Origin of the sequence: Thermanaeromonas sp. C210, assembly GCF_013167955.1 — a bacterium.
Classification (GTDB): domain Bacteria; phylum Bacillota; class DSM-521; order Neomoorellales; family Neomoorellaceae; genus UBA12545.
Map to the genome: position 1 here is coordinate 500,204 of NZ_BLWF01000003.1, position 25,424 is coordinate 525,627.

The 25,424-nt window shown below is 63.5% G+C and carries 18 protein-coding genes; 16 read left to right on the forward strand and 2 right to left on the reverse strand.

Translation table 11 applies throughout. The features are described from left to right. The first annotated feature begins 59 nt into the window (after positions 1-59). Together TAMC210_RS09880 and TAMC210_RS09885 are read left to right on the forward strand one after the other, a co-directional pair. Positions 60-2,828, forward strand: a complete 2,769-nt coding sequence (locus tag TAMC210_RS09880) for a helicase C-terminal domain-containing protein (protein WP_173298626.1) — start codon at positions 60-62, stop codon at positions 2,826-2,828. 226 nt (positions 2,829-3,054) lie between these two features. Continuing rightward, positions 3,055-3,876, forward strand: a complete 822-nt coding sequence (locus TAMC210_RS09885; RefSeq protein WP_173298627.1) for a hypothetical protein — start codon at positions 3,055-3,057, stop codon at positions 3,874-3,876. A gap of 9 nt (positions 3,877-3,885) precedes the next feature. Here TAMC210_RS09885 and TAMC210_RS09890 read toward each other — a convergent pair whose 3' ends face one another. Further along, on the reverse strand, positions 3,886-4,233 hold the full coding sequence (locus TAMC210_RS09890) for a TIGR04086 family membrane protein (RefSeq protein WP_173298628.1): 348 nt from the start codon (positions 4,231-4,233) through the stop codon (positions 3,886-3,888). A gap of 153 nt (positions 4,234-4,386) precedes the next feature. Here TAMC210_RS09890 and TAMC210_RS09895 point away from each other — a divergent pair, with 153 nt between their 5' ends. The 5 genes from TAMC210_RS09895 to surE all read left to right on the forward strand — a co-directional run bounded on the left by TAMC210_RS09895 (position 4,387) and on the right by surE (position 7,792). Then, entirely contained in the window at positions 4,387-5,364 is a 978-nt protein-coding gene (locus TAMC210_RS09895) for a hypothetical protein (RefSeq protein ID WP_173298629.1), read from the forward strand. Positions 5,365-5,372: 8 nt separating this feature from the next. Next, positions 5,373-5,825 carry a Fur family transcriptional regulator gene (locus tag TAMC210_RS09900; RefSeq protein WP_173298630.1) on the forward strand — a complete coding sequence of 151 codons (453 nt, stop codon included), beginning with the start codon at positions 5,373-5,375 and terminating at the stop codon, positions 5,823-5,825. A gap of 114 nt (positions 5,826-5,939) precedes the next feature. Then, positions 5,940-6,821: a tetratricopeptide repeat protein gene (locus TAMC210_RS09905; protein ID WP_173298631.1), complete on the forward strand. Its 882-nt coding sequence runs from the start codon at positions 5,940-5,942 to the stop codon at positions 6,819-6,821. Positions 6,822-6,837: 16 nt separating this feature from the next. Next, positions 6,838-6,996 (forward strand): YpmA family protein, encoded by a 159-nt coding sequence (locus TAMC210_RS09910; RefSeq protein WP_173298632.1) that lies wholly within the window; start codon positions 6,838-6,840, stop codon positions 6,994-6,996. Between the two features lie 4 nt (positions 6,997-7,000). After that, positions 7,001-7,792: a 5'/3'-nucleotidase SurE gene (gene surE, locus TAMC210_RS09915; protein WP_173298633.1), complete on the forward strand. Its 792-nt coding sequence runs from the start codon at positions 7,001-7,003 to the stop codon at positions 7,790-7,792. Here surE and TAMC210_RS09920 read toward each other — a convergent pair. Next, positions 7,765-9,288 (reverse strand): putative polysaccharide biosynthesis protein, encoded by a 1,524-nt coding sequence (locus tag TAMC210_RS09920; RefSeq protein WP_173298634.1) that lies wholly within the window; start codon positions 9,286-9,288, stop codon positions 7,765-7,767. The two genes, surE and TAMC210_RS09920, sit on opposite strands and share 28 nt — an antisense overlap. Before the next feature lie 182 nt (positions 9,289-9,470). On the opposite strand from TAMC210_RS09920, the gene fusA reads away from it, so the two are divergent. The 9 genes from fusA to TAMC210_RS09965 all read left to right on the forward strand — a co-directional run bounded on the left by fusA (position 9,471) and on the right by TAMC210_RS09965 (position 25,417). Next, complete coding sequence (fusA, locus tag TAMC210_RS09925; RefSeq protein WP_173298635.1) at positions 9,471-11,519, forward strand: elongation factor G; 2,049 nt, start codon at positions 9,471-9,473, stop codon at positions 11,517-11,519. A 387-nt stretch (positions 11,520-11,906) separates the two neighbouring features. After that, the gene (gene addB, locus TAMC210_RS09930; protein WP_173298636.1) at positions 11,907-15,362 is read left to right on the forward strand and encodes a helicase-exonuclease AddAB subunit AddB; all 3,456 of its coding nucleotides are present in this window, start codon (positions 11,907-11,909) and stop codon (positions 15,360-15,362) included. 352 nt (positions 15,363-15,714) lie between these two features. Next, entirely contained in the window at positions 15,715-19,422 is a 3,708-nt protein-coding gene (gene addA, locus TAMC210_RS09935; RefSeq protein ID WP_173298637.1) for a helicase-exonuclease AddAB subunit AddA, read from the forward strand. Between the two features lie 265 nt (positions 19,423-19,687). Then, positions 19,688-20,170, forward strand: coding sequence for a hypothetical protein (locus TAMC210_RS09940; RefSeq protein ID WP_173298638.1), 483 nt, complete (start codon positions 19,688-19,690; stop codon positions 20,168-20,170). Positions 20,171-20,365: 195 nt separating this feature from the next. Then, on the forward strand, positions 20,366-20,983 hold the full coding sequence (locus tag TAMC210_RS09945) for a hypothetical protein (RefSeq protein ID WP_173298639.1): 618 nt from the start codon (positions 20,366-20,368) through the stop codon (positions 20,981-20,983). Beyond that, on the forward strand, positions 20,980-21,393 hold the full coding sequence (locus tag TAMC210_RS09950; protein WP_173298640.1) for a secondary thiamine-phosphate synthase enzyme YjbQ: 414 nt from the start codon (positions 20,980-20,982) through the stop codon (positions 21,391-21,393). Before TAMC210_RS09945 ends, TAMC210_RS09950 begins: the two co-directional genes overlap by 4 nt. An 86-nt stretch (positions 21,394-21,479) precedes the next feature. Continuing rightward, the gene (locus TAMC210_RS09955; protein WP_173298641.1) at positions 21,480-23,372 is read left to right on the forward strand and encodes a tetratricopeptide repeat protein; all 1,893 of its coding nucleotides are present in this window, start codon (positions 21,480-21,482) and stop codon (positions 23,370-23,372) included. Between the two features lie 543 nt (positions 23,373-23,915). Continuing rightward, a complete protein-coding gene (locus tag TAMC210_RS09960) occupies positions 23,916-24,839 on the forward strand; it encodes a flippase (protein ID WP_173298642.1) in 924 nt (307 codons plus the stop codon). Between the two features lie 35 nt (positions 24,840-24,874). Next, a complete protein-coding gene (locus TAMC210_RS09965; protein ID WP_254388635.1) occupies positions 24,875-25,417 on the forward strand; it encodes a polysaccharide biosynthesis C-terminal domain-containing protein in 543 nt (180 codons plus the stop codon). The last annotated feature ends 7 nt before the right edge of the window (positions 25,418-25,424 follow it).

Consider the following 25,424-nt stretch of genomic DNA (forward strand, 5'->3'; position numbering starts at 1 on the left):
TGCCTCGACCCGGAAGGGGTCGGTGCGGACGGGATGAACTGCAGAGGTGGAGGCCTTAAATGATAGCCCCCAGCTACGTAGTGTTGGACTTGGAGACCACCGGTCTGGATCCCGACCGGGACCGCATACTGGAGATCGCCGCCCTGCGCTTTGAAGGAGGGGTGCTGGTGGAGGAATTCAGCACCCTGGTCAACCCCGGCATCCCCGTTCCGCCCCCCATCCGGCGTCTGACCGGCATCGACGACGACATGGTTACCGCCGCCCCCTCCTTAGACGAGGTCCTGCCCGGTTTGCTCTCCCTCCTCCGGGGCGCCGCCGTCTTCGCCCACAACAGCTCCTTTGACCTGGCCTTCCTGGAGCGGGCCGTGGGCCTTCCCTGGCCGGAGCCCGCCCTGGACACCCTGGAGCTCAGCCGCATCCTATTTCCCTGCCTGCCCTCCCACAAGCTGGGCTTCCTGGCCGGCCATTTCGGCCTCCACGTGGAGCCCTGCCACCGGGCCCTGGCCGACGCCCGTGCGGCGGCCGGACTCCTGGAGATCCTGTGGGAGGAAACCCTGCGGCTGCCCCCGCACCTTCTGCACCGCCTGCAGTTCCTGGCCCCGCCGCCCCTCAGCCTTTGGTTCAAGGCGGCCGGCGAGCGGCAGGCCCACCGCGCCCCGGCGGAAGAGGCCGCCGCGGCCCACCAGGGTCTTTTCGCCCCGCCCGGAGGGGCCAGTGCTCCCGTACCCTTTTCCCCGGACCTCCTGGCGGAGCACCTGGCTCCCGGCGGCACCTTGTCGTCCCGCCTGCCCGGGTACGAGTACAGGCCGGAGCAGGAAAAAGTACTGCGTACGGTTGCCTCGGCCCTGGCCGAAAGCCGGCATGCCGTAGTGGAAGCGGGTACCGGCACCGGCAAATCCCTGGCCTACCTAATCCCGGCCGTCTACTGGGCCCGCCACAACCAATGCCGCGTGGCCGTAGCCACCCACACCATCAGCCTGCAGGAACAACTATGGCACAAGGACATACCCCTCCTGCAGGAAGTCCTACCCGTGCCATTCAGGGCGGCTCTCCTCAAGGGCCGCAACAACTACCTCTGCCGGCGGCGCCTGCGCGAGCTGGAAGAAAACCTGGCCACCGGGGGCCCTGCCGAAAGGCTCTTCCTCATGCGCCTCCTGCGGTGGCTGCACCTTACCTCCACCGGGGACTGGGGCGAATTGAAAATAACGCCCGAAGAAGAAGCCTGGAGGAACATGCTATCCTCGGACAACGAAACCTGCCTGGGCTCCTCATGCCCCTTTGCCTCCGGCGCCTGCTTCGTCACCGCAGCCCGGCGCCGGGCCGAAGAGGCCGATATCCTCATCCTCAACCACTCCCTGCTACTGAGCGACCTTTGCATGGACAACCAGGTGCTGCCCTCCTTCGCCCACGTTATCATCGACGAGGCCCACCACCTGGAAGAAACCGCCACCGACCACCTGGCCACCAGCTGCAGCCAGGCCGGCCTCCTTTCCTTTTTCCGCCGCCTGGAGGGGAGCGATCGCTTTCCAGGCTTCCTCCACCAGCTTGCCCTGCTGGCCGCAAAGCTCCCGCCCGAAAGGCGGGACGACCTGGGCCGCCGGGTGGAACGGGCCCTGTCCGCCGCCTCCGCGGCCCGGGAGGCCGTCGGGGCGTTTTTCGACGCCCTCCGCTCCTGGTGGGAGGGACTTAGAATTCCCGCCCAGGAACCCCAGCTACGCCTTACCGCCAGGGTAAAGGAACACCCCCTGTGGGAAAACGTGCTGGCCGCGGCGGATGTGGTGGACGAAACCTGGGCCCGTCTGGGGCAGAGCCTGGAAAAGCTGGCTCCCCTCCTGGACGGGATCGGGGCCGCGGAAAAGGCCCGGGAGGCCGAAAAACTGGCCGCCGCCCTCAAAAAACAGTGGCAGGCCTTAAGCCTCATCCTCGACGAAGAGGGCCGGGGCAGCGTAGCCTGGATCGAAAAAAGCACCGGCGGCTCCCTGACCCTGTACAGCGCACCCGTGGAAGTGGGGCCCATCCTCCAGGAAATTCTGTTTAAGCCCTTAAAGAGCGTCATCCTGACTTCGGCCACCCTCCGGGTGGACGGCAGCTTCGACTTCTACTGCCGGCGCACCGGCCTGGACCTCCTGCCGCCGGAAAAACTCTGCACCTCGGCCTTCGAATCTCCCTTCAACTACAGGAACCAGGCTTTAATCTGCGCCGCCACCGACCTGCCCAATCCCGGTAAACTCACCGACGAGGAATACGCCGAAGCCACGGCCCAGGCCATAGCCGAAGTCTCCCTGGCGGCCGGGGGCCGCACCCTCATCCTCTGCAGCTCCCACCGCTTCCTGAGGGCGGCCTATGAAGCCGTGGGCCGGGCCCTCGCCGGCACTCCCTTTGTCATCCTGGGCCAGGGCCTGGACGGCAACCGCTTCCAGCTCCTGGAGGAATTCGCCCGCTACCCCCAGGTCGTACTCCTGGGGGCCAGTAGCTTCTGGGAAGGGATCGACCTGCCGGGCGAGCTACTCCGCTGCGTCGTCATCCCCCGCCTGCCCTTCCCGGCGCCCAACGTGCCCGTGCTGGCCGCCCGCCTGGAAAACCTGGCGGCCGAAGGTCTCAATCCCTTCACCGCCCTGAGCCTCCCCCTGGCCGTCATCCGCTTCCGCCAGGGTTTTGGCCGCCTCATACGCAGATCTTCTGACCGGGGAGCCGTCGTCGTCCTCGATCCCCGGTTGGCGGGCCAACCGTACGGCGCCTCTTTCCTCAAGTCCCTGCCTCCGGTCCGGGTCCAGCAGGGGCCCATGGCCCACCTCCTCCGATATCTCTCCGCCTTCTTCAACTTTTAATCACTTTCCCCCGCCGGGGTTAATAGTATATAAGGGAGGAAGCCGGGACGGCCATTAACCCTCCGGGAGGTGAAAGGAGCCATGCGCGTTTACTTCATACCCCTGCCGGGCTTCCTGAAACGGCTTTTGAAGAAACTGCTCCACCAGGAATGAGGTGAAAACCCCTCTTTTTTAGCATAAACCCTTCCCTCGACTCCTAGAATTAAATAGAAGGGGGGAAGGGTCGGTGCGGGCTGCCGTCGTCAAATTCGTGGGGTTGGGCTTTATACTGGGGCTGCTCTTCGGCTATACATTATGGGGATGGGGAAACGGGGGGAGGGAGGAGGAAGCGACACCGGACCGGCCGGTCATGTCCTCCATCACGGCCTCCTCTCCTTCTCCCTTTGACGTAATCTACCTCTTCTACAAAGCCGTAGAAGAAGGAAACGGGGAGAAAGTGCGCGAGCTGGTAACGCCCGAATTATGGACCAAACTGCAGCAGGAAGGATTCCTGGAGGAATGGCGGGCGCGGAAAAACCTGGAGCCAGAACTCCGCTTTGTCCTGTTCCTGGTGTCCGATCAGAGCGTCGACGAGGATAGCGGCCGGGCCTGGGCCCGGGGCCGGGCCGAATGGGAATCGCCGCGGCGGGGCCTCATAAGCACCGAAGAAACCGTCCACCTGGTGCGCAGGGGCGAGACCTGGCTAATAGAGTCCATCGAAAGAAACTCTCCCCTCCAGGCCGCCAACGAAATGTACCATGCCATAGAACAGGCCGACTGGAGCCGCCTGCGGGCCGTCCTGGAACCCAGCTACTGGAGAAAGCTCAACGCCGCTGGCATCATTTCCGCCCTAAAAAAAGACCGCCGGAGTTCCACCTCCGGCGTCTACGTCATCTTTTATATTAACGATTATGCCGTCTCCGGGAACAAGGCGTGGGTAAAGGGTGACGCCATCTGGCATCCCTTAAGCCCAGGAACCTACGAAACCCCGGTAACCCTATCCCTCCAGAAGGTGGGTCGTCGGTGGCTGATAACCTCCATCCAGGGCCACTGGGAAATCACTAAATAACCTACTCCTCTACCGTCCCGCTACCCCGGCAATGCCCCCCAGGGCGCCGGCCAGGAGGGAGAGGCCCAGCTTCTCGCCCCAGGCCGCCAACCCGGGGGGAGCGCCTGTCCAGCTCAAAAGGAGCACCACCAGGGAAAAAAGCATTCCCACCCCCAATCCATGCCAGAGACCGGCGCTGCCGACCATGTGCGAAGCCTTAAGAGCTCCCCAAAACACGGCCAGGGCCCCGCCCACCGCCGCCAGCAGCGGCAGCCTGACCTCGGAAAGGGGAGTAGCGTAAAGGACAACTCCCAGGACCAGTGCTATCCCCAGAGCCGCCCCTAAAGCGTGCAACAGGCCGACCATGAGGTGACGCAATGCCCTCGCCTCCCTTGACAGCTCTTCCACTTAAACCTTATGCGGCTCCTTCCCGGAAAATAACCGGCGTTCCGCGGGGAGGTTTTTTCCCACTCGCGTCGAATTTAGGGAGTAGGCAAGGGGTCCCATCAAAAATAAGGGAGTGAGCCTCTTTTGCGGGAAAGCATCTTTTCCTTCTGGCAGGATCCGGACTTCAACGCCCTGGCGGATAAGCCCCCGGCCGCGGGCGAAGACGGCCTCCGTCCGGATCCCGGGAGGGCGGGGGAGGAGAGCTGGGTCTTCGAAGCCTTTACCGCCCGTCCCTACCACCTGCGGGTTTCCTTCACCCTGAGCACCTCCGCCGCCGGAACCGCGTCCCTCCTCCGGATCTGCTGGTACGGCGACGGGGGCACGGTGCACGAAACCTGGCCCGGACCAGAGGCCGCGCCGTCGGCGGGAGCCGGGAACGGCGGACTTTCCGCCGGTCCCAACAGGGTCCGCTTCGAGTCCGGGAAATACCTCCTCCGTCTGGAAACCGATAACATAGCCGGGGAACTGGAATGGGAGCCCCTGGTTCCCGGGTGGCAGCCGGGCGCCGGGCGCCTGGCCTTCGGCGACCAGGGCCGCCTGCAGCTCTTCTGGCGGGTGCCGGTTCCGCGGGCGGCGGTCAGGGGCCGCATAACCATCGACGGGAAGGACTACGCCCTGGAGGGCCTGGGATACCACGACTACCGCCGGTACAATTTCCCCCTGGGCCAGGCCCTGGCCGGGATCTGCCTGGGCCGCTTCTACCACGACCAATACACCCTTTTATTTGCCGATTTTGGGGGAAACCTACTATACAGCGGCAAACACGTCGCCGCCCTGTACCTGGTGGGGGAGAACGGCACCCTTATCAGCACCCCCCATGTAGAAACAAACCCGGCCGGCCAGAGCTCCTCGCCCCCCAAGGAGGTCCGGGCCGCCGCCCACCCGCCGGTGTACCTCGTCCTCGACCCACCCCTGAACTTATGGCAGGAGGAGTTAAAGGGGGGACTGGCCGCCGGCTCCTTAAGGATGTGGCTCGCCTCCGGCCGGCTCCGCCTGGCTACCGATCCGGAGAGGGAGGTAAGGGTCTGGGGACGGGTTGAAAACTTAACGGTGACAGGGTGAAGGGAACCGTGGAAGAACATCTCCAGGAGATCTACAAAAAGCTCCACGACAAGGATTACAAAATAACCCCCCAGAGGCGCGTGATCCTCAAGGCCTTCTTAAACAACGCCCGGGAGCACCTGAGCGCCGAAGAGGTCTACAACATTGTCAAGGGACAGTATCCCGACATAGGCCTGGCCACCGTATACCGCACTCTGGATCTCCTGGTGGACCTGGACATCCTGCAGCGCATAAACTTCGGCGACGGCCGGGCGCGGTATGAATTCAGCCACCGGGACGAACACCATCACCACCATTTGATCTGCGTCAACTGCGGCCGGGTGGAAGAATTCGATCACGACCTTCTGGAATTCCTGGAAGCCCTTGTCACCGAGAAGACCGGCTTTCGGATCACCGACCACCAGCTAAAGTTCTACGGCTACTGCCGGGAATGTCGAGGAGAGGCGGATAAGGGCAAGTAATTCGGGGAAGACCGCGGTTTTTTGCTATAAATTTTATGGTATTTCTGGTAGGAATTAGCATACCTGGGGGCGAAAAAGTAGAGGCAGGAACAAGAAAAAAGGGAGAGATGAAGGTTGCCCGTTCCTGCCTTGCATCCTTTTGCCTCCAAGTATCCCCGCAAGGGAGCCCTCCGTTCCCTTAAAGAGGGGGCCGAGGGCCTGCTGGAGAAAGGCCTCTACCGGCAGGCGGCCGAGGCCTACCGCCGCTATCTGGAGCGGCGGCCGCGGGACGCCTCCGCCTGGCACAACCTCGGCTACTGCTACCTGCAGATGGGCCGCAACGACCTCGCGCTGGAGGCCTGCCAGCAGGCGGCCCAACTGGCCCCACGGGACCCAGCGGCGGCCTTCAACGCCGGCATCGCCGCCCAGCGCCTCGGGAAGTGGCCCGAGGCCCACCGCTTCTTCACCCGGGCTCTCCGGTACAACAAAGAGGATCCTGCGGCCTGGAACAATGCAGGGGTATGCCTCTTCCACCTGGGCAGGCCGGAAGAAGCCCTGGCCTGCTACCGGCGGGCTCTGGCCCTGGACCCCTCAGCCGGGGAGTTCTGGCTGAACCTGGGCCAGGCCCTGGCGGCTCTGGGCCGGTGGACCGAGGCCGTGGACTGCTGCGAGCAGGCCCTAAAGGTCTGCCCGTCCGACGCCAGCGTATACGTGGAAATCGGAGATCTGCTGGTCCGCCTGGGAAAGGAAGCCCTGGCCCTGACTTACTACCGCCGGGCCCTAACCCTGGACCCCGGCAGCGAAAGGGCCGGCCTCGGCTACGCCGAGACTTTGGACCGGCTGGGCCATTGCCGGGAAGCCCTGGATTTCCTGGACGAGCTCCTTAAGCAGTTTCCCCGGAGCATCCCGGCCTGGGAGTTAAAGGGCCGCCTTTACACTCAACTAGACCTGGAAGAAGAGGCGGTATATTGCTATAATAAGGCCTTGGGTTTAATCCGTGAAACCGAGGCCGTCTAGCGGGGGGATCGAGAATATGCGGCTCCTGGCCTCCAAGGCCGTTCCCTCTCACGAAAGCCTTTACCAGATCGTCGATTTTCTCAACAAGAACCTCAAGGAATACCGCCTGATGTTCGGCCTCGCCAAGGACAGGGAGAACGGCGAGGTCATGATCATCTCCGTCTACGAGGTGTAAGTCTTTGTTCATCCTTCTCACCAACGACGACGGCATTGCCGCAGAAGGACTCAAAGTTCTGGCCCAGCACCTCTCGGCCGTGGCCACCGTGTTCATCGTGGCCCCGGAGAAGGAAAGGAGCGCCATCGGCCACGGCATCACCATGCATAAGCCCCTGCGGGTCACCGAAACCGCAGTGGGGGAGAACCTGACCGGTTTGGCGGTCAACGGGACGCCCGCCGACTGTGTCAAACTAGCCCTGGACGCCCTGGTACCCCGTCCGCCCGACATCGTTATTTCCGGCATCAACCGGGGGGAAAACGTGGGCACCGACGTCCTTTATTCCGGCACCGTTTCGGGCGCCATTGAAGGGTGCATCAACGGCATCCCCTCCCTGGCCGTGTCCCTCGCCGGGGAGGACGAGCCGGACTTCCGCCCGGCCGCTTCCTTCGTCGTTTCCCTGTGCCGGGAGCTCCCCAACCTGGGCCTGCCCCCCGGCACCCTCTTAAACATCAACATCCCCAACCTGCCCCCGGAAAGGATTGCCGGCGTGGCCTTCACCCGCCTCGGCCGGCGGCGGTACGTCAACAGCGTGGAAAGGCGTTACGATCCCCGCGGCCGGGTATACTTCTGGCTCGGCGGAGAAGCCCAGGACCTGGATCCCGAGCCGGAAACCGACATCGGAGCCGTCCAGGCCGGCTACATCTCCATCACCCCCATACACCTCGACCTAACCGACCACACGTTCCTGGAGCAGCTTCGCCGCCGGGGGTTTTCCTTCGCCTTCCCTCAGATCCATTTCCAGAACGATAAGTAACGGCCGGACACCGCCCGGGTGAGGAGGAGGGCCGCCAGATAAATCACCCCGCCCCCCATCAGCGCCCCCGACAGCCGCCAGGGGCCGGGCCACAGGCCCAGGACGTCCCAGGCGGTCTTCAATCCCAGCCCCAGCACGCCCGTTGCCAGGAGGGGACGCCAGACTACAGAACCGAGGTCCGGGCGCCAGCCGGTGAGCCGGGCTATGGCCGCCAGGTTCAGCAGGGTGCTCACCCCGCAGCCCAGGTTCACCCCCCAGGCCGCACCGGCGATGCCCCACAGGGGAACCAGGAAATACACAGCCAGGATATCCACCACCCCGTCAACGAGGGTAGTGAAGAGGGCCGTCTTCACGGCGCCCAGCCCGTTTAGAATCCCGTTGGTGGTCTGCTGCAGGTAGAGGAAAACGCAGCCCCAGGCCAGGGCCCTCAAGGGCATGGCGGCCGCCGGGGTATTGAACACGGCCTTGGAGATTTCCGCCCCCAGGAAATAAAACACAACGGCGAAGGGCAGGCCCGTCAGTATGGTGATGCGCAGGGCCTGGTCGCAGCGCCGGTGGAGGAGGGTGTAATTCTTCAGGGCCTGGGCTTCGGACATGGCCGGCACCATCACCATGGCCACGGCCACCGTGACGATCATGGGCAGGTAAACCAGGGTCATGGCAATGCCCGAATACTCCCCGTACAGGGTAGTGGCCTCCCGCATGGAAGCCCCCCAGGCCTGGAGCTGGCGGGGTATCAGCAAGGCCTCCAGGGTGAGCATAATCCCGCCGGCCCCCCGGGCCAGGGTCACGGGCACAGCCAACCTGAGGAGGGGTAGGAGATCCCCCCCTACCGGGGCCCGGCCGCCGTCCAGTTCATAATAGGGCCGGGCGAGCCGGAAAATGAGGAGGTTGGTGAGGAGGCCCACCGCCTCGCCCAGGACCATGCCCCAAGCCAGCCCGGCCGCCGCCCACTCAATCCCCCGGGGCAGCAGGAGCAGGGCCAGCCACAGCCCGCTCGTCACCCGCACCACCTGTTCCGCCACCTGGGCCAGGGCCAGGGGCTGCATAAACTGCAGGCCTTGAAAATATCCCCGGAAGGCCGAGGCGGTGCACACCAGGGGCAGGGCAAACAGCATGGCCGTAAAGGCGTGAAACACCCGGTGGTCGGCAAAAACCCGCTGGGAAAGGTAGGGGGCCCCCCCATAGAGGATCGCGGTGAAGAGGAGCCCGCTTAAGGTCAGAAACCAGAAAGACAGGCGGAAGACCCCCCGCACCCGGCTCCATTCCCCCCGGGCCGCCCTCTCGGCCACCATCTTGGCCAGGGCCACCGGAACCCCCGCCGTGGCCACCAACAGGACCAGGGTATAAAAGGGAAACACCATTTCATAAAGGCCCATACTCTCCGCACCGATGAGCCGGATCACCAGAATGCGGTAGGCAAAACTCAGCAGGCGGTTAAACAGGTTGGCCATCACCAGCACGATAGCGCCCTGCCAGATGACCCTTGCGGCCACGGCCCTTCCCCCCTCGCCTAAAATCCTTATGCTCGTCCCCGCGGGTTTAGAAGAATGAAATTGGGGAAAAGTAGAAAAGGGGAAAGGGCAGGTGAAAAAATATTGCAGGAAAAAAGGATTTTTCTTAAGCAAGAGCCAATTATATTCATAAACCAGTAGAGAAGCGAGGAGGTCTTATCTTAATGAAGGTGTACCCCACAGAAAGCATCCGCAACGTCGCCATTGTGGCCCACGGCGGGGCAGGGAAGACCAGCCTTACCGAGGCGCTCCTGTACAACGCGGGCGCCACCAAGCGCCTGGGCAGGGTAGAAGAGGGCAACACGGTGACCGATTTCCACCCTGAAGAGGTCAAGCGCAAGGTAACCATCAACACTTCCCTGGCTTTTTGCGAGTGGAAGGATAACAAAATAAATCTCCTGGACACCCCGGGTTACGCCGATTTCTTCGGCGACGTCCTGGCCGCCCTCCGGGTGGCAGACGGCCTGGTGGTGGTCTTAAGCGCCGTGGCCGGCGTGGAAGTTCAGACCGAGATCGTCTGGGAGCATGCCGACGCCCACGGCCTACCGCGGCTGGCCTACATCAACAAGATGGACCGGGAGAATGCCAACTTCCACAAAGCCCTGGAAAGCATGAAAGAACGTCTGAGCGGCAATATAGTTCCGGTCCAGCTCCCCATAGGAGCGGCGGAAACCTTCACCGGCATCGTCGACATCCTGAACTTAAAGGCCTACTCCTACCAGAACGGAAAAGCCCAGGAAATCCCCATACCGCCCGAGTACGAAGACGAAGTAAATACCATAAGGGAATCCCTAATTGAAGCGGCGGCCGAAGGCGACGACGAGCTCTTGATGAAATACCTGGAAGGGGAAGAGCTTACGGAAGAAGAGATACGCCGGGGCCTGAAAGAGGCGGTGGCCGGCGGCAAGGTCATCCCCGTGCTCTGCGGTTCGGCCGTCAAGAATATAGCCGTGGAACCCCTCCTCGACTTCATCGTGGATTACCTGCCTTCCCCGGCGGCCAGGGCGGGCAAATCGAGCGAAGAACTGGAGAAGGAGCCCCTGGCGGCCCTCATCTTCAAAACCCTGGCCGACCCCTACGTCGGGAAGCTCAGCATGTTCCGCGTCTACGGCGGCACCTTCCGGCCCGATACCACCGTCTACAACGCCAACAAAGAAACCGAAGAAAAAATCGGGTCCGTCTTCGCCCTCCAGGGCAAAAACCAGGTAGCCGTAACCGAGCTCAAACCCGGAGACATAGGAGCGGTAACGAAGCTCTCCGTTTCGGCCACCTGCGACACCTTGACCACTAAGGCCCATCCCGCGCGCCTGGAGGGCATAGAGTTCCCCGAACCCACCCTCCCCGTGGCCATCCGGCCCAAGAGCAAGGGAGATGAAGATAAGCTCAGCAACGGCCTGGCCCGCCTCCTGGAAGAGGATCCCACCCTGCGCATCGAGAAGAACAACGAAACCCGCGAAACTATCCTCACCGGCATGGGCGAGCTCCACCTGGACATCACCGTGGAGCGCCTCCAGTCCAAATTCGGCGTGGCCGTGGAAATGTCCACCCCCAAAGTGCCCTACCGCGAAACCATCAAAGGCTCTGTTACCCGCATCGAGGGTAAGTACAAGAAGCAGACGGGCGGCCGCGGCCAGTACGGCCACGTCTTCCTCGACATGTCGCCCCTGCCGGACCAGGAATTCGAGTTTACGGAAACCATCTTCGGCGGGGTGGTGCCGCGCCAGTACATCCCCGCCGTGGAAAAGGGCGTGAGGGAGGCCATGCAGGAAGGCATCCTGGCAGGCTACCCGGTGACCAACATCAAGATAAACCTGGCGGACGGTTCCTACCACCCCGTGGACTCTTCGGAGATGGCCTTCAAGATCGCGGCGAGCATGGCCTTCAAGAAAGCCATGGAGCAGGCCAAGCCGGTCCTGCTGGAGCCCATCATGAACGTGGAGATCACCGTGCCCGAGCAGTTCATGGGCGACATCATCGGCGACCTCAACGGCCGCCGCGGCCGCGTCTTCGGCATGGAGCCCCGAGGCAAGTACCAGGTCATCCGCGCCCAGGTGCCCCTGGCCGAGATGTACCGCTACGCCATCGACCTGAAGTCCCTCACCCAGGGCCGGGGCCGCTTCCACATGGAGTTCGACCACTACGAGGAAGTGCCGGCCGGCATTGCCGACAAGGTCATCCAGGCGGCCAGGGCGGCCCGGGAGAAGGAAGAATAAGGAAAGACCTGTTAAGGGGAGCGGCGAAGGCCCGTGCCACCCGGGCCGGGAGCCGGGCAACCTATGGCAGGCTTCTTATGGAGCAGGGTGTCGGCATGTTAGCGGGCCTGCCTTGGCTCACGCTCGCTCCGGTGAACTTCGCGGGCCAAACTAGCCCCCGGCTGAGGGCTCCGGCAGGCTTCCCGGCAAATTCGCCATCCTGTCTCAGTTGCCGGCCTCGGCCATCCATGGCCTCGGGCCGGCCTCCGCCCTCCGCCGGAGCGCAAGTTTAGCTAGCCGCTCAGTTCAAGTCGCTCGCTTTGGAGCCAAGGCAGGCCCGCCTTCTTAGGCCCTTCCTGCCTCCCCACGCGAGGGCCCGGCCGCCGCTCCCACCTTGGAGAGACCTGCATGAGCCTTCACTTCATCCTCGGCCGCGCCGGCACCGGAAAAACCCGCTACTGCCTCGAAGCCATCCGCCGGGAACTCCTGGCCGCCCCAGACGGCCCGGCCCTCATCCTGTTGGTTCCCGAACAGGCCACCTTCCAGATGGAAAAGGCCCTGGTCACCGCCCCGGGCCTCAAGGGCTCCATCCGCGCCCAGGTCCTGAGTTTCCGCCGGCTGGCCTGGCGGGTTGCCCAGGAAGTAGGAGGTGCCGTTCGCCCCTACATCGGAGACCTGGCCAGGCACATGCTCCTGCGGCGCCTCCTGGAACACCACGCCGGGCAACTCCAGATCCTCGGCCGCGCCGCCTGGCGGCAGCCCGGCTTCCTGGCCGAAGTGGCCTCCACCCTGCGGGAGTTCAAGCACTACCGCCTCACCCCCGGACTAGTGCGCCAGGCCGCCGCCCAGGTTGCCTCCTCCGATCCTTCCGGCACCCTGGCGGCCAAGCTCCGGGACCTGGCCCTCCTGTGGGAGGAAATGGAGAAGGCCCTGGCCCCCAAATTCCAGGACCCCGAGGACACCCTGGAGCACCTGGCCGCCAACCTCCTGCGGAGCAGGGAACTCCGAGAAGCCGAGATCTGGGTGGACGGCTTCACCGGCTTCACCCCCCAGGAATACGCCGTGCTGGAGGGCCTCCTCAAGATCGGCCGCCGCGTCCACGTCACCCTGTGCCTGGACCGCCCGGGCCCGGCGCCCGCCTCCCCGGGAGTCGACCCCTTTTATCCCGCCCGGGAAACCCGGGACAAACTTAAAGACCTTGCCCGCCGGTTGGGTATGACCGTAGAGCCGCCCACAGTGCTGGACGGGGAGCCTCCCCCTCGCTTCTCCGCGGCCCCGGCCCTGGCCTACATAGAACGCAACTTCTTCCGGCCCGGCGCCCCGGCCTTCGCCGGGGAAACGGCCTCCGTCCGCCTCCTCGCCGCCTCCGACCGTAGGGCTGAGGTGGAGGGAGTGGCCCGGGAGATCGTCCACCTCTGCCGCACCCGGGGCTACCGCTGGCGGGACGTAGCCGTAATGGTGCGCGACCTGGACCTCTACCGGGACCTCCTGGTCAATGTCTTCACCGACTACGGCATCCCCTTCTTCCTGGACGCCAAGCGGCCCCTTTTGCATCATCCCGCGGTAGAGCTCCTGCGGGCCGCGGTGGAAACCGTGGACCGGGACTGGGCCTACGAGCCCCTTTTCCGGCTCCTAAAAACCGACCTCGCGCCTTTAAGCCGGGAGGAAGTGGACGTCCTGGAAAACTACGTCCTGGCCCACGGCATCCGCGGCGAGCGCTGGATCGACGGCCGTCCGTGGACCTACCGCCTCCGCTACACCCTGGACGAAGACTGGGAGCCCGGCCCCGGCGACGAAGAAGACCTGGAGCGCATTAACCATCTCAGGGAACGGGTGGTGGCCTTCCTCGGCCCCTTCCACCGGGCCCTCCGCAGCTCCCGGAACGTGCGGGAAACCACCCTGGCCCTCTACAACCTCCTCCTCCGGCTGGACGTCCCCGGCCGCCTCGAGGCCTGGCGCACCCGGGCCATGGAAGAAGGCCGCCTGGACGAGGCCCAGGAGCACGCCCAGATCTGGGAGGCCGTGGTGGAGGTCCTGGAGCAGCTGGTGGAGATCCTGGGAGATGAAACCCTCACCTTGAGGGAGTACGCCCAGATCCTCGCCGCGGGCCTGGAGGGCTGGCGCCTGAGCCTGGTGCCCCAGGGGCTGGACCAGGTCCTCATAGCCTCCCTGGACCGCTCCCGCCACCCGGAAGTGCGGGCCGCCTTCCTCGTAGGGGTCAACGAGGGCGTCTTCCCCGCCCGGCCCCCCGCCGGCGGCTTCCTCAAGGACGCCGAGAGGGAGCGCCTCAAAGAGAAGGGCATCGACCTCGCCCCCTACGGCGAAAGGCTGCTGCTGGAGGAGCAGCACCTCATCTACCTGGCCCTCACGCGCTCCCGGGAACTCCTCACCCTGAGCTATGCCCAGGCCGACGAAGAGGGCAGGGCTCTGCGGCCCTCCCAGGTTATAAACCGCCTAAAGGCCTTGCTGCCTGGCGTGGAGGAGACAACCCTGGGCCCGGAGCCGTCCCCGGCCGGGGATTCCCTCTCCTACATAGCCCGCCCCGGCCCCGTCCTGTCCTTCCTCGCCGGCCAGCTCCGCCGCTTCAAGGACGGTGAAGAAATAGACCCGGCGTGGTTTGACGTGTATAATTGGGCCCGGGAGCACCCGGAGTACCGCCCCCGGCTGGCCAAAATCCTTGACGGCCTGTTCTACACCAACCGGGAAGAGCCCCTGAGCCCGGAGATAAGCCGGGCCCTGTACGGCGACACCGTAAAGAGCAGCGTCTCCCGCCTGGAGAGCTTCCAGGCCTGTCCCTTTTCCCACTTCCTGGGCCACGGTCTGAAGCTCAAGGAGCGGCGCCGCTATAAACTCGTGGCGCCGGACCTGGGCCGGTTTTTCCACGCCGCCCTCAAAAAACTGGCCGCCGCGGTAATGGAAGGGGAGGTGGACTGGGGGACTCTGGACCCCGATTACTGCCGGGACCTCGGCCGCCGCATCGCCGAGGAACTGGCCCCCCAGCTCCAAAACGAGATCCTCCTCAGCACGGCCCGCTACCGCTACCTCACCCGCAAACTCCGGCAGACGGTGGAGCAGGCCGCCGGCGTCCTCACCGAGCAGGCCCGGCACAGCGCCTTCCGGCCCGCCGGGTTGGAGCTGGCCTTCGGCCGGGGGGAAAGCCTGCCGCCCCTGGAAATCCCCCTGGCCGGGGGAAGGGTGCTGGAGATCTCCGGACGCATCGACCGGGTGGACGTGGCCCCCGGCCCCGAAGGGCTCTGGGTGCGGGTGGTGGACTACAAATCCGGCCCCGCCGACCTCAAGCTCCCGGATCTCTACTGGGGCCTGAAGCTCCAGCTCTTCACCTACTTGGAAGTGCTCCTCACCTTCGGTCCCGGCCTCTTCGGCCGGCCGTGCCTCCCGGCAGGGGTCCTGTACTTCCCGGTCGTCAACCCCCTGGTCAGGACCCCGGGCCCGGCCGCCGGGGCGCCCGAAGAGGAGCTCCTGAAAAAATTCCGGATGAAGGGCTTCGTGGTGGCCCACCTGCCGGCCCTGAAGCTCATGGACGACCACCTGCCGGAGCCGTCGCCCTTCCTGCCCGTAAGCGTCAGGAGGGACGGCACCCTGGACGCCCGGTCCGCCGCCCTCACGGCGGACCAGATCCAGTCCCTCAGGCGGCACCTCCGCCGCCTCCTGCAGGAAATAGGCGAGCGCATCGCCCGGGGCGAGGTGGACATCGCCCCCTACCGCCGGCGGGGAACCTCGCCGTGCCGTTACTGCCCCTACCGGCCCGTCTGCGGCTTCGATCCGCTGCTGCCTGGCGGCGGCTACCGCTTCCTGCCCGACCCGGACGCCCGGGAGATCTGGAAGCGGCTGCTACAAGAGTGACCGGCGCCACCCGGGCAGGCCCTCGTGTACCGCCCGTCTTGATGAGGGTGATTTAGCTCGCAAGCGAGCGACTTGAGCCGAGCGGAACACCAAACTTAGCGAAATCGAGGCCGGAGGCGGACCCGAGGCCATGGATGGCCGAGGCCGGCAACTGAGACAGGATGTCGAATTTGCCGGGAAGTCCGCCGAAGCTTGAGGCCTTTGTGCTAGTTTGGCCCGCGAGGGTTTCCGGAGCGAGCGAAAGCCAGGCAGGCCTAGGCTCGAAAGTGGGGATAACGCAAGGCCAAGCCCGGCGCGGGAGGAGAATATTTTAAGGTAGAATAAGGCAGAGTAGGGGAGAGGGAGAAACCGGATGCCGACAACCTGGACGCCCGAACAGAGGGAAGCCATCGAAACGAGGGACGCCCACCTCCTCATCTCGGCCTCCGCCGGGGCGGGGAAGACCGCCGTCCTCGTGCAGCGGGTAATCGAGCGCCTCACCGATCCCAGGTGCCCCGCGGACATCGACCGCCTCCTGGTGGTCACCTTCACCCAGGCGGCGGCCGCCGAAATGCGCGAGCGCATCGGGCTGGCCCTGGCCCAGGCCCTGGCCCGGGAGCCCCATGCGGCCCACCTTCGGCGTCAGCTCCTCCTCCTGGAGCAGGCCAGCATCACCACCCTCCACTCCTTCTGCCTGGACCTCATGCGCCGGTACTTCTACCTCCTCCAGCTCCCGCCCTCCTTCCGGGTCATGGGGGAGACAGAATCCTCCCTCCTCCGCCAGGAAATCCTGGAAGAAGTGCTGGAGGACCGCTACGCCCGGGCCCTGGAGGCCGCGTCCCCCTTCGGCCGCCTGGTGGACTCCTTCGGCGGCCAGAGGGACGACCGCCTCCTCCAGGACCTCATCCTCCGCCTCTACACCTTCTCCCGCACCCATCCCTGGCCCCGCTGGTGGCTGGAAAGGCTCCCGGAGGCCTACCGGAACGATGCCGCGGCCTCCCCGGACGACCTCCCCTGGGTGCGAGCCTTGAGGGAGGGCCTCGCCCGGGAAATAAAGGATCTCGTGGCCAAGGCCAGGGAGGCCCTGGCCCTGGCCCAGAGCCCCGGAGGCCCGGCGCCCTATGCCGACGCCCTCAGGGCCGACCTGGCCCAGATGGAAGACCTTTACCAAGCGGCCCGCAGGTCCTGGGACGACCTCTGCCGCGCCGCCCGGAACATGGAGTTCCCCGCCTTAAGGCGCTGTCCCGCCGGGGTGGACCCCGAACTCAAAGACCGGGTCCAGGCCCTGCGGCAGGACTATAAAGACCGCCTGCGCTCCTGGCAGCAGACCTACTTCACCCACACCTCCGCCGCCGTCCTCTCCGCCCTGCGGGACCTGGCGCCCCTGGTGGAAGAGCTGGTCCAGGCAGTGCTGGACTTCGGTCGGGCCTACCAGGAGGCCAAGGAACAGCAGGGCCTGGTGGACTTCAGCGACCTCGAGCACTACTGCCTGCGCCTCCTCCTAGACCCCGAGGCCACCCCCGGGGACCCCCGCCCGTCAGACCTCGCCCGGGAGCTCCGGGAACACTTTGTAGAGGTCCTGGTGGACGAATACCAGGACATAAACGCCCTCCAGGAACTCATCCTCCACCTCGTCTCCCGGCCGGAGGGGGAGGGGCCCAACCTGGTCCTCATAGGGGACGTGAAGCAGAGCATCTACCGCTTCCGCTGGGCCGAGCCGGGCCTCTTCCTGGAAAAATACCTCACCTACGGCCGGAGTCCCGGCAGCCGGCGGCGCCGCGTGGACCTCACCGTCAACTTCCGCAGCCGCCCCGAGATCCTCCACGCCGTGAACTTCATCTTCCGCCAGATCATGACCCCGGAGGTGGGGGAACTGGACTACGACGAAGCCGCCGAGCTGCGCCCCGGCGCCTCCTACCCGGCGGGGGAAGGGGGCGGCCAGGTGGAGGTGCACCTCCTGGAGCTGGCCGGCCGGGACGAGCCCGCCCCGCCCGCCGGGCCCGAAGGCGAGGAACCTGACGAAGAAGAGCCGGAGGCCGTCCAGGCCGAGGCCCGCCTGGTGGCCCGCCGCATCCGGGAGCTCCTGGAGGACACCCGCGTATGGGACCCGGCCACCGGCTCCTGCCGGCCCCTGGCCTACCGCGACATAGCCGTGCTCCTGCGCTCCACCCGGGGAAGGGCCGGGATTTTCCTAGAAGAGTTGGCCCGGGCGGGGATTCCGGCCTACGCCGACACCGGGGAGGGCTACTTCGCCTCCCCTGAGGTGGCCACGGTGGTGTCCCTCCTCCAGGTCATCGACAACCCCTACCAGGACATCCCCCTGGCCGCCGTCCTCCGCTCGCCCCTGGTGGGCCTCAAGGCCGCCGACCTGGCCCGGATCCGCGCCGCCCACCCCGGGGAGGAATTCGCCGCCGCCGTCCTGGCGGAGGCCCGGTCCGGGCGGGGTCCCCTGGCCGCCCGGCTGGCCGCCTTCTGGCAAAAACTCGAATCCTGGCGCACCCTGGCCCGCCGGGGTAAGCCCTCGGACCTCATCTGGACCATCTTCCGCGAAACCGGCTACTACGACTGGGCCGGGGGACTGCCAGGCGGCCGCTACCGCCAGGCCAACCTGCGGGCCCTCATCGACCGGGCCCGCCAGTACGAACAAACCTCCTTGCGCGGCCTTTTCGGTTTCCTGCGCTTCATCGACCGGCTCATGGAGAGGGGAGAAGACCTGGCCGAGGCCCAGCCCCTGGGGGAGAAGGAAGACGTGGTGAGGGTCATAAGCGTCCACAAGAGCAAGGGCCTCGAGTTCCCCGTAGTTATCGTGGCCGGCCTGGGCACCCGGTTCAACTTCCAGGACCTCTACCGGAACAGTCTCATCCACCGGGAACTCGGCCTCGGCCTGGAGTGGGTGGACCCCGAAAGGAGGCTCGCCTATCCCACCCTCCTGCACCTCGCCGTGCGGGACCGCCTGAAAAAGGAGACCCTGGCCGAGGAAATGCGCATCCTCTACGTGGCCCTCACCCGCGCCCGGGAAAAGCTCATCCTGGTGGGCAGCTTCAGGGGAGGGGAGAAGGGCCTGCCGGGCCTCAACCCTGCGGCGGCTGCGGCCAGTGCTAAGCTGCCGGCATCCTCCCTGGCCCGGGCCCGCTCCTTTCTCGACTGGCTCCTGCCCGCCCTGGCCCGCCACCCCGACGGGGAGGAAATCCGCCGCCGGGCGGGCTCGTCCCAGGCTCCGCCACGGCTCCTCCAGGACCCCTCCTCCTGGGAAATACGCTTCTTCACCCTGCGGGACCTGGCCGGTGCGGCAGAGCCCGGCGCTGAAGAGGAACTCGGCGCCCTGGCCGCCCTGCGGGCCCTGGAGCCCGTGCCCGCCGGGCCCCGCCGGGAGGAGATAGTGTCCGTCCTGGAGTGGGAATACCCTTACCACGCCTGGGCCTCTGTCCCCGCCAAGGTATCCGTCAGCGACCTGACCACGCGGGAGGACCACCTCTTCCTCCAGGACGACGTGGCCGTGCGTCCCTACCTTCCCCGCGTGGCCCGGCAGCCGCGCTTCGCCACGCAAGCGGCCGGGCTTTCCGCCGCCGAGGTGGGCAGCGCATACCACCTGGTCATGCAGCACCTCAACCTCAAGGCGGACCTCGACGCGGCCGGCATCGCCCGCCAGATACAGGACCTCGTGGACCGGGAAATCCTCACCGCCGAACAGGCCGCCGCCGTGTCCTGCGCGGACATCGCTGCCTTGTTTGCCACGGATCTCGGCCGCCGCCTGCTGGCCGCCCGGACCGTGCGGCGGGAAGTTCCCTTCACCCTGTCCCTGCCCGCGTGCCGCCTGTACCCGGAGCTGGAAGGGGAGGGGGCCGGGGAAAGCGTGGTAGTACAGGGCATCATCGACTGCCTGGCCGATGAAGGCGACGGCTGGCTCCTCATCGACTACAAGACGGACCGGGTAGACCCCGGCAACCTGCAGGAAGTGGTACGGCACTACACACCGCAGTTAAACATATACGGCCTAGCCGTAGAAACCATCTACGGCCGGCCCGTCAAAGAAAAATACCTCTACTTCTTCACACCCGGCATCCCCGTAAGCTGCCCCTAGAAGGCCCGCGTGTCACCGTAATGTCCGGTCCCTCTCGCCTCCTTCACGCAACCCGCCGCACATATACCCGCATTAGGCCCGGCGCCATGTACCCTTCGTCCCATGCCGGGCACCTTTCGCCATTCACTACCGGCACGGCCCGGCGCCCGCAAGGCGGCATGCAAAATTTGTTTGCCTGTTCAGAATCGTATTGACAACAAAAATGTCGTCTGATAGACTGTTATCAGGAAAAACATACCACTTACACCAATAGGAGGTGAAACCGGTGCAGGCTTACTGCAGAATAGCCGTGCACGGGGGCAAACTGGTCCTCAAGGGCGAAGCGGAGTTCGTCAAGGAAGTTTTGCGCGAGCATCTATCAGAACTTTTACATGAGTGGGGCAAAGAAAGCGATAGGGTAGAAGTAGCAGTGGAGCCCGTTCCCGCGGTGGAGGAAGCCGCCCCCGCGCCGCCCCCGGCGTCGCCCACCATGGCCGAACTGCGCTCCAGGGCCAGGGTGGAGAACAACAAGGAACTGGTCACCCTCGCCGTGTACTACTGCGAGCACTGCCGCCACGAGCAGCCCACCAACGAAGACCTCCGCCGCATCCTCAAAGACGAGCTCCGCGAAAAAACAAGCACCATCAACAGCCTCACCACCTACCTCCAGCGGGCAAAGAAGGAAGGCTGGCTCGGCCAGGAGGGTAAACGTTGGCGCCTCACTTCTACCGGACTGGAAAAGGTGCAGGAACTGCTGGAAGAACGCTGATAATTCACACCAAACTGTATCCGCCGCTGCTTAGATCTGCGTAATACGCTGGGATACGACCTTCAACCTTTCGTCCGCACTGCAAATACTTAAACCTTTCTTCGCTTCCCCGAACTTTCGTAGTTTGATCTTCCCCGGCTGCATGGGGGACAATACAATCAACTTCTAACATCTTCGTTTGGGAGGTGTCTGACGGTGAAAGCCACGCAATATTCGTGGCTGCGGGAGAGCGAGCTTGCGCGTTTGGTATGCCTCGTACCCGTCTACGGTCCCGACGGGGGCAATTACACAGAGGTGTGGTTCGATAACGGGGACAAGGTTACGGTGAGGTACCGCGTGCCAACCGTCGCCAAGAACACAGCGGCCTTCCTAGGCGTAAGCCGCCACCAGAGCTCGGCGGCCTGGCACCGCGGTAAGCGCCGGCACGGGCCTCCCATAGTATTGCCCCCCGGCATCACCCTCGTGGCCCTGCCCGTCCGCCGGCCCCTGTACCGGGACCACGGCGGCATAGGCTATGTTGTACTGCAGAAAATAGACTCGTGGGAGCGCATAGAAGAAGGGGAATTCCGCACCCGGCTTCACCTGGCCGGCGGCCACCGCTTAAACTGCCTCCTCAAAATAGAAACCCTGGAACTCCGGCTCCTGGATGCGGCCAAAGTGTCCCACCGCAGCCGCGAGCTCTTCGAAAAGCTCTCCAAGCACCAGAGTACCCGCATCCCCATTCCCTTCTGTCTCAGTGAGATAAAGGAATTAACAGACCCGGGCGGGGTGTGTAAGTGTGCAAATTCTTCTAGAGGAGGTAACGTCCAATGAAGTCCTACACCAAATACCTCTGGTTTAACACCGAACGCCGCCGCGAGTACATCAACATAACGGGCGAAGTGGAAAAGGCCGTGGAAGAGAGCGGCATCCAGGAAGGTATGGTCCTGGTGTCGGCCATGCACATCACGGCCGGCGTGTACGTCAACGACGCCGAGCCGGGCATCATCCAGGACATAGACGAAATGCTGGAGAAGCTGGCCCCCTACGGCCGGCCCTACAGGCACCACCGGACGGGGGAGGATAACGGCGACGCCCACCTCAAAAGCATCCTCGTCCACCACCAGGTGGTGGTGCCGGTAACCGGGGGAAAGCTCGATCTGGGCCCGTGGCAGCAGATCTACTACGCCGAATTCGACGGGCAGAGGAGAAAAAGGGTGGTCATCAAAGTCATGGGCGAATGAGGAGGAATAGATGGCAGGATTTTTCCTCTTCTTGTCGAAAAGGACTCCCCAACAGTCCCCTAGAACTTCGGGTACCGGAAAGGAAAATGACCTTGACCGACGCGCAGCGACTCTTCAAAAAAGGCCAGAAACTGCTGGAGAAAGGCGAATTCAACAAGGCCGCCTGGGCCTTCGCCGCCGCCCTGGAAGAAGAGGACGCGGTGCCCACCCGCAACAACCTGGCCGTGGCCCTCTTCATGGCCGGAAAACCCGGGGAGGCCCTGGAAGCCCTGGCCCCCGCCCTGGAGGGCGGCGAAGCCGGGGCCCGGGCCCACCCCTTCACCTACGCCCTGGCCTCCCGCCTCTGCACCGCCTTAAACCGGGAAGAAGAGGCCAGGGCCTGGCTTGACCGGTCCGTAGAGGTCTTCGAGGGGCTCGTGGCAGAAATGCTGAGCACCCGCGGAGAGGTCCCCCCGGGCCTGGCGGACTGCACCACCCCCATCCTCCAGGCCGCGGCGGCTCTCAAAGACTACCCCCTGGTCCTGGAGCTCTACCGCCGCTGGAAGCCCTACCACTCCTCCCCGGAAAACACCTTCCTGGCCGGCGCCGCCTGCTTCAACCTGGGCCGGTACAACCTAGCCGCCGCCCTGTGGTCCTCCATAGCCGGGGTCCATCCTTATTCATCGGGCCTCCAGCAGGTAGCCTTCCTGGTGCAGAGGGGAGTAATCCCTCCCTTTCAAATGAACTTCGATACCTTCTACGGGAGGCCGGCCCCGGAAAAACCCCTCGAGCCCACCTCCCTGGAGGAAGGCCTGGAGCGCGCCTTCCAGGACGGCTACATCCGCATGTCCTCCCTGGTCCTCATCCTCCAGCGCGGTGAGCACCACGATGCGGCGAAGGCCGCCCACGCCCTCGTCCTCTACGGCGGCGAGTGGGGCCGGAAGCTGGGCTTAAGCATCCTCGATTCCCCCCTCTTCGGCCGGGCGGTAAAAATGGGGGCCGCCCGGGCCCTGGTGGAAGCCGGGGTCCTCCCCGAAGGCGAACCCTTTTCCATGGTCCTCGACGGCCAAAAGCGCAAGGTGGAGCTCAAAAAAGTCCCCATCGTCACGGAACCCAATCCCGAAGTGGACGCCGTAGTCAAGAAGGCCCTGGAACTGCGGGGCAAGGGCAAGGTGGATGAGGCCCTGAAGCTCCTCTGGAACCTTTACGAAAAAGGGCCCTATTCCCCCCAGGCCGTCCTCACCCTGGCAGACCTCCTGCGGGAAAAGGGAGAAGTGGAGCAGGCCCTTATCCTGGTGCAGGAGCTGGAAGAACTGGCCCCCGGGGACCCGACCGTGCTCTTCTATTCCGCCGCCTTAATGTTCCTCCTGGACAGGCTCGAGGAGGCCCGGCAGCGGCTCGGGAATATAAACCGGGCCGCCGTACCGGCGGAGCTCCGGCGCAAAATCGAGTTCCTGGATCAGGAGATACAACTGCAGGAACTCCTGGCGGATCTCCCCCAAGGCCTGGCGGAGATGTTCGAAGAGGAGGAGCGCAAGAAAATAGAAGAGAAGCCCCTACCCGTAGACCCCACCCTGGCCCGCGGCCTCAAAAATATGCCCGCCGGGTGGCTCGACGCCGCCTGCCTAAGGTACGGCCTGGAACCCGCCCGGTTGCGCCGCGACCGGGAAAAGCAGCTCATAGAGTTCCTCACCTGCCGCGAAAACCTGGAGAGGATCCTGCAGGAGGATATAGAAGGAGAGGACCGGGTGCTCCTCAAATATCTCCTGCGCAAGGGCGGGTGGAGCAGGCTAAACGCCGTAACCCGCAAGTTCGGCTCCATGGAAGGCGACGGCTTCTTCTGGGAGGAGAAAGACCCCAACTCCTGCCTGGGCTTCCTCTGGTCCCGGGCCCTGGTCATGGTCGGCAGGGCCGTGATAGACGGCCGCCGCACCAAAATCGCCACCATACCCGTAGAACTCCGCCGGCCCCTGCAGGAAATACTCCTGGGCAAGCCCTAACCCAAACCCGCCCATCCTGCAACTGCCGCCTACAACCCAGGACGCCGCCGCCTGCGGCACCAACCCTCACCGCGGCGGCAGGAAACCACAGGCAAAAACCCACCGGCCCGGGCACCGACCTCCCCGGGCCTTTATAATCTTACGCCCTCTTTTAAACCCACCTCGCTACCGCAGGCGCCCACCGCGCCGGACTATACCACACCTCGCGTACCTTTCTTTGCCTGTGCCCCCTTTCCGCCGTACCCTAAGGATTACCAGGAAGGAATTAGGCGTTTTATGGCGAATAACGTAACCTTATGAGGATAGATCTGGTAGGCACCGCCTCCCGTTAAAATTATCGCGGGAAATTTAAAGACACTCAATTTGGTAGTAACTGTTATTATAGAAACACGCATCGATGAAAGATTTCCTAATCGATGAAAGATTTCCTTTCAAAGACAACATTTGACGCATTAAAAGCAAAGTTAATCTTACGTGGAGTCTCTTGAGCGACAGCGTAAGACATCCACAGAATTGGGAAACGCACTGTAGGTGAATGCTAAAATGGAAATTAAAGGAACCTTACTCGCCCGCAACACCTTATTCAATTTTTTGGGCCAGGTGTTGCCTTTACTGGTTGGAGTAGTTACTATCCCCTTCATTGTTCGTGGATTAGGTACAGAGCGATTTGGGTTGCTCTCGCTGGCATGGGTAATCCTGGGTTACTTTTCCGTTTTCGACCTGGGGCTGGGACGGGCCACTACAAAGTACGTGGCTGAGGCCTTGGGTAAAGGTGAAACGGACCGGGTGCCAGGACTCCTCTGGACCACCGTGACAACCCAGGCAGTTTTCGGTGTGGCGGGTGGGCTTACTCTAGCTCTCATAACTCCTTTATTAGTCGAACGGATATTGAATGTTCCCCCAGGTTTAGTGGAAGAAGCCAGAACTGCTTTTTACGTGCTTGCCCTTGGTGTTCCAGTAGCTTTAATTTCTGGTTCCTTTGCGGGGGCTTTAGGAGCTGCTCAGAGATTCGACCTGGTAAATGCCGTTAAGGTTCCTGCTAGTTGCTTGACCTTTATTCTTCCTCTGGTGGGGTTAGCCTTAGGGTTTCATTTTCCAGGTATTGTGGGTTTAATTCTCGGGGCGCGGTTAGTTGCCATGATTGCCTTTCTCCTTCTAACTCTTCGCGTCCTTCCAGGATTGAACCACTGGGTGGCGAGTTTTTCCCTTTTCCTGCAACTTTTGTCGTTTGGGGCATGGGTTACCATTTCTAGCGTAATAAGCCCTATTCTGGTCTATCTCGATCGACTGCTGGTCGGTTCGTTTTTGACTATGTCCGATGTTGCTTATTACACTGCACCTTATGAAGTTGTGACCCGTTTGCTCATAATTCCAGGAAGCCTTGCTACGACTCTGTTTCCGGCGTTTAGCGCCATCCAGGGGATTGAGGATAGGACGAGACTCAATTTTTTTTTGGGCGGTCGATAAAGTACATCCTGCTCGGAGTGGGGCCTATAGTTTTGGTGTTGGGTGTATTTGCCCATGACGCTCTCGGGCTGTGGTTAGGATCTGACTTTGCTACAGAGAGCAGTAGAGTGCTGCAAATTCTTGGAATAGGTGTCTTGTTCAATTCACTTGCTCAGATCCCTTACACACTGCTCCAAGGAGTGGGGCGGCCTGACGTTCCGGCGAAATTTCACCTGCTAGAGCTGCCCCTTTACGTTGGGATTGCATGGTTTTTGATTAATCGGTGGGGTATAACCGGGGCAGCAGCTTCATGGGCGCTAAGGGTAACTTTAGATGCAGCCCTGCTGTTCGGTGCCGCTTTTCAGATTTGCCGGTTATCAAAAAGTCTGCTGAGAGCAAATAGCGTGATGGTTACTTTTCTTGCTGTCGTTGTGCTTGGGGCAGGGATTTATACCGTAAGGAGATTGCTTATATGTTCACCGTTGGTAATTCAGGTACTTATAGTTCTGGGTTTTCTTGCCTGTTTTGCTTGGTTTTGCTGGTGTCGCATTTTAGAACAATCGGAACGCGAGGGAATTTTGAAGGGTATCAAGCCTTAGGAGGTTC

Excerpts from the sequence above, each read along its gene's own strand:
- TAMC210_RS09960 (WP_173298642.1), top strand. The coding sequence starts at position 23,916 with ATGGAAATTAAAGGAACCTTACTCGCCCGCAACACCTTATTCAATTTT.
- TAMC210_RS09950 (WP_173298640.1), top strand. The coding sequence starts at position 20,980 with ATGAAGTCCTACACCAAATACCTCTGGTTTAACACCGAACGCCGCCGC.
- TAMC210_RS09955 (WP_173298641.1), top strand. The coding sequence starts at position 21,480 with ATGACCTTGACCGACGCGCAGCGACTCTTCAAAAAAGGCCAGAAACTG.
- TAMC210_RS09910 (WP_173298632.1), top strand. The coding sequence starts at position 6,838 with ATGCGGCTCCTGGCCTCCAAGGCCGTTCCCTCTCACGAAAGCCTTTAC.
- TAMC210_RS09880 (WP_173298626.1), top strand. The coding sequence starts at position 60 with ATGATAGCCCCCAGCTACGTAGTGTTGGACTTGGAGACCACCGGTCTG.
- addA (WP_173298637.1), top strand. The coding sequence starts at position 15,715 with ATGCCGACAACCTGGACGCCCGAACAGAGGGAAGCCATCGAAACGAGG.
- addB (WP_173298636.1), top strand. The coding sequence starts at position 11,907 with ATGAGCCTTCACTTCATCCTCGGCCGCGCCGGCACCGGAAAAACCCGC.
- fusA (WP_173298635.1), top strand. The coding sequence starts at position 9,471 with ATGAAGGTGTACCCCACAGAAAGCATCCGCAACGTCGCCATTGTGGCC.